Annotated in this window: 3 protein-coding genes and 1 pseudogene; all 4 read right to left on the bottom strand. The window is 43.7% G+C overall.

What is annotated here, in order from left to right:
* Nucleotides 1-454: 454 nt before the first annotated feature.
* Complete coding sequence (locus VK080_RS04840; protein WP_324223639.1) at nt 455-1447, bottom strand: Gfo/Idh/MocA family oxidoreductase; 993 nt, start codon at nt 1445-1447, stop codon at nt 455-457.
* A 44-nt stretch (nt 1448-1491) separates the two neighbouring features.
* Complete coding sequence (locus tag VK080_RS04835) at nt 1492-2661, bottom strand: sugar ABC transporter permease (protein ID WP_324223638.1); 1170 nt, start codon at nt 2659-2661, stop codon at nt 1492-1494.
* Nucleotides 2642-4177 carry a xylose ABC transporter ATP-binding protein gene (locus VK080_RS04830; RefSeq protein ID WP_324223637.1) on the bottom strand — a complete coding sequence of 512 codons (1536 nt, stop codon included), beginning with the start codon at nt 4175-4177 and terminating at the stop codon, nt 2642-2644. Before VK080_RS04830 ends, VK080_RS04835 begins: the two co-directional genes overlap by 20 nt.
* A 74-nt stretch (nt 4178-4251) precedes the next feature.
* Nucleotides 4252-4587: pseudogene (xylF, locus tag VK080_RS04825) on the bottom strand (D-xylose transporter subunit XylF); the annotation flags it as partial.

The raw sequence follows: 4587 nt of genomic DNA, 5'->3' as shown, positions 1-4587 counted from the left end.
GGTTTGGGGATTTTTGGGATTATTAATACTTCCATCGCACCCAATAACCCCCTAAAAACAGTCACGTTCAAGTGGCTGTTTTTTTATATAAATGTATGAATGAGATCGACACATTTCTCCGATACATCCTCTAGGGCCTGGTCTTTTATTTTCAAACCTCTTGATCGCCAATCAAAAGTTCTGATCTGATCTGCAATAATAACTCCTTCTACCGTTGAACCCTCTGGTAATGGAACCTCAAAGGGATATTCCCTGTTTTCTAGTGATTGGACATAATGTTACAAACTAGGTCTAATTTCCAGCTAATGATATAACGGGAATGCCAAACGATGATGGCCACTATATACATCCAAGTATTTCCCTCGCTCTAATCCAAACCATTCTATATGAAGATTTTTAGCAAAAGCCAAAACCCCCCTTTTGAAATGAAAAACCCGGATCATTGCGACCCGGGTTATTTCACAGCAACTTTTTCGCCTGTATCAGCCGATTCCAGACATGCTTCAACCACTTTAAGGTTGTTTATCGTGTTTTCCATCGTATGCGTTATCCCCGTACCATTAACAATGGCTTCTGAAAAGTGCTCCACTTCCGCTTTATATTGATCTCCGTTTATCGTCTCTTCACGGCGCACACCATCTGTGTCGACAATCACTAACCCATCGCCGCCGTTCACATCAGGACGGTACGCGCGTGGCACTATCACGCGGCCTTTTGTACCAACGACTTCGTATTCTTGCCGGAATGCCGATCCGAAACTGTTATCAAAGACGGTCGTGATCTCACCGGGAAATTCCATGTACGTTACAGCATCTGTTTCCACACCATAGGCTGCGTCACGCTTCGCATGGACATGAACCGAAACCGGCTCGCTGCCCAAAATATGCCGGGTGGAGTGGATGCTGTAGCACCCGATATCATAGAACGTTCCGCCGCCTTTTGCAGAATCCATTCGAATATTATCTTCTTTGTCCGTTATCGGAAATGAAAAACTTGATCTCACAAGCTTGACATCGCCTATTTCACCGCTGGCAACAATCTCTTTCACCCTGTTATGCTGCGGGTGAAAATAGTACATAAACCCCTCCATGAAGCGAACATTGTTTTTCTCACATGAACGCTTTATGGCTTGCATCTCATCAGAAGTTAATGCAGCGGGTTTTTCACAAAGGATATGCTTTCCTTTGTTAGCTGCTTCCATCGCCCATTTTTTATGCAAATGATTCGGAAGCGGTATGTACACTGCCTCTATTTCCGGATCATCGAGAAGCCCGTCATAACTGTCATAGGATTTTGGAATCCCGAATTTAAGGGCGACTTCTGAAGCCTTCCCGCTTCCGCTTGCAATCGCAGCCACTTCGGCATTACTGGACCGCTCAATAGCTGGAATAAGCTGCGTTTGTGCGATGTCGGCTGTGCTAAGAATGCCCCATTTTGCCATACTCATTTCGCTCATCCCTTCTGGTTATTTGTTACATCATTTTATCACGCTTATGCCACTGATGTCTGTTTTTTGCTTGAGATATCAATCCACACGGCTACGATCAAAATCAATCCCTTCACAATCGACTGCCAAAACGTCTCGATGTTCATCATGCTCATACCGTTATCAATACTGGTCATAATCAATGCACCAATAATGGCACCGACAATGTTACCACGCCCGCCCATCAAACTTGTTCCGCCGATAACACAAGCGGCAATAGCGTCAAGTTCATACATTTCACCTGCACTGACACTCGCTGCATTAAGTCTGCTCGTTAAAATAACGCCGGCCACTCCGGCAAGCGCGCCCATCAATACAAAGACAGATAACGTATTGCGCTTAATATTAATCCCTGACAAGGCAGCAGCTTCTTCGTTTCCGCCAATCGCATAGATGTAGCGTCCAAAGGAAGTTTTATTTGAAATGAAAATAAATAAGCCGCCAAAGAAGATCACGATAATGAACGGGACCGGAATACCATTGTAACGGTTTAGCATATAAGTCAATAGAAGAATCGGTATGGCATATAGCGTATATTTTCCATAGAGTTTGGCCGGGTTGACTGTCAATAAACCTAATTGTTGCCGTTTATTTTGATTCCGCCAGGCCGAAATAAATAAGAGAATGACGCCCGCAATGGCCATAATATAACCAATAGCGTATGGTAACTGGCTATTTGCAATCGCTCTGAAGCCTTCATTGAGTGGTGCAACGGTTTGACCTTTACTTATTCCAATTAAAATACCCCTGAAAATCAGCATTCCACCCAGCGTTACGATAAAAGCAGGTACAGCGCGGTAAGCTACCCACCAGCCCTGCCATAAACCAAGCAGCGCTCCGACAACAATTGCAGCTAATACGACCCAGACAGTATCCCATCCAAACCATACTTGCAAGATCGCCGCAATGCCCCCGGTTAACCCTGCCAATGAGCCGACTGACAGATCAATATGTCCGGCTACGATAACAAGCGTCATACCAATCGCCAGAACAGCTATGACGGTCATCTGTGTAAACAGGTTCGATAAATTTCGTGATGACAGAAATTCACCACCCGTCAAGATTCCAAAAATTAATACAATCAGAATTAACGCAACGATCAGGGCATAAGACTGCGCATTAAATTTAAAGCTTAGTTTCTTTTCAGCCGGTTGTTCAGTTGATGGCTGGCTCATGATTATTCCCTCCTGTCGCCAATTTCATGACACTTTCCTCTGTGGCTTCTTCCCTGGAAAGTTTTCCTGAGATGGTCCCATCCGCCATCACAAGAATACGGTCTGACATCCCCAGAACTTCCGGCAGTTCAGACGATATCATGATTATCCCGACACCTTGCTGTGATAATTCATTGATGATCTTGTAAATTTCACTTTTGGCGCCAACGTCGATGCCTCTTGTCGGTTCATCCAATATGAGGATTTTTGGATTGGTAAACAGCCATTTACTCAACACGACTTTTTGCTGATTACCACCACTTAATTGATCAACTTTTGCTTCCAGGCTATGGGTTTTTAAATTCAGCTTATTGGTAATTTCTTCTGCGCTTTTCAGCTCTAAGGAAGCGTCAATCAATCCGTTAGGCATAACATTTTTGAGAGCTGCGAGTGTTGAATTTTTGGTGATTTCCATCCCCATGACCAGTCCATACCGTTTACGGTCCTCAGATACATAAGCCAGACCGGCTTTAATAGCATCAGATGGTTTTTTGATTGCTGCAGACTGTTCATCGATTATTACTTCTCCATATTTTTCACCTGGATAACCACCGAAAAGGCTGATAAACAGCTCGGATCGGCCTGCTCCCATTAAACCGGAAACACCCAGAATTTCGCCTTTTCTCAGCGTGAAAGAAACATTATCTGCCATCTTCTCACCAGTTGATTTATGATAGAAAGAATAATTTTGAACACGTAATATGTCGTCTCCGATATCGTGTTCTTCATAAGGAAAGTAGTCCGTTAGTGATCTGCCAACCATATTGGAAACAATCGTGTCTTCTGTTATTTCATCAACATTGAAAGTATTAATGGTCTGACCATCTCTTAAAACGGTTACCGAATCAGCAAGCCTCATCACTTCACCAAGCTTGTGGGAGATGTAGATGCATGTGACACCTTCTGATTTAAGGTCCTTTAAAATCTCAACCAATACCTCGACTTCACTTTCGGTCAAAGCTGCCGTTGGTTCATCCAAGATTAAAATCTCTGCATTTTTTGTCAGTGCCTTGACGATTTCGATTAATTGTTGCTTACCAACTGTCAGATTGCCTAATTTTTGCTGTGGATCAATCTTCAATCCAATATGATCCAGCCACCGCTTTGCCTCGGCATAGATCCTGTTCCAATTCAATACTCTCTCCCGCATCAAATCACTGCTTAGAAAAATGTTTTCACCAACCGTCATTCCAGGCACTAAAGCTAATTCCTGATAGATGATGGCTATCCCGGCTTCCTGCGATTCCTTAATATTACGAAACCTGACTTCCGAGCCGTCAATCATTATGTCTCCGTCAAAAGCGCCCGAAGGATATACGCCGCTTAAAATTTTCATAAGCGTCGATTTGCCGGCACCATTTTCACCACACAGTGCGTGGATTTCCCCTTTTTTAACGGATAATGTAACATCATCCAACGCTTTGACGCCGGGGAATTCCTTGGTAATACCCTTCATTTGCAATGCATATCCAGTCATAAAAGATTCGCCCCTTTAACAATAGGAAGGAGGAGAGTCCCCCCTCCTCCACAAAAGAATTGTCACATCCATTTTTATTCCGGCTTGTCCGGCCGCTCATCTTCCGGTACATTTTCATACACTTCCTCGAATGAATGAAATCCATCTGCAATCACGGTATCGACTAAGTTATCCTGGCTTACTTTAATCGGATCAAGTTTAATGAATGGAACATCCGTCACGCCGTTATTAACCGTATCCTCCGCTTTGATCTCTTCGCCTTTAGCTAGTTGAACGGCCACTTCAGCGTTTTTAGTGGCAATATCCTGAATTGGTTTATAAACAGTCATTGATTGTGTCCCTTCTGCAATTCTCTGCACCGCCGCTAAATCGGCATCCTGTCCGGAAATAGCGACATCACCTGCAAGATC

This window comes from Lentibacillus sp. (assembly GCF_035301925.1).
Taxonomy (GTDB): domain Bacteria; phylum Bacillota; class Bacilli; order Bacillales; family Amphibacillaceae; genus Lentibacillus.
This window is presented reverse-complemented; position numbering and strand designations above follow the sequence as displayed.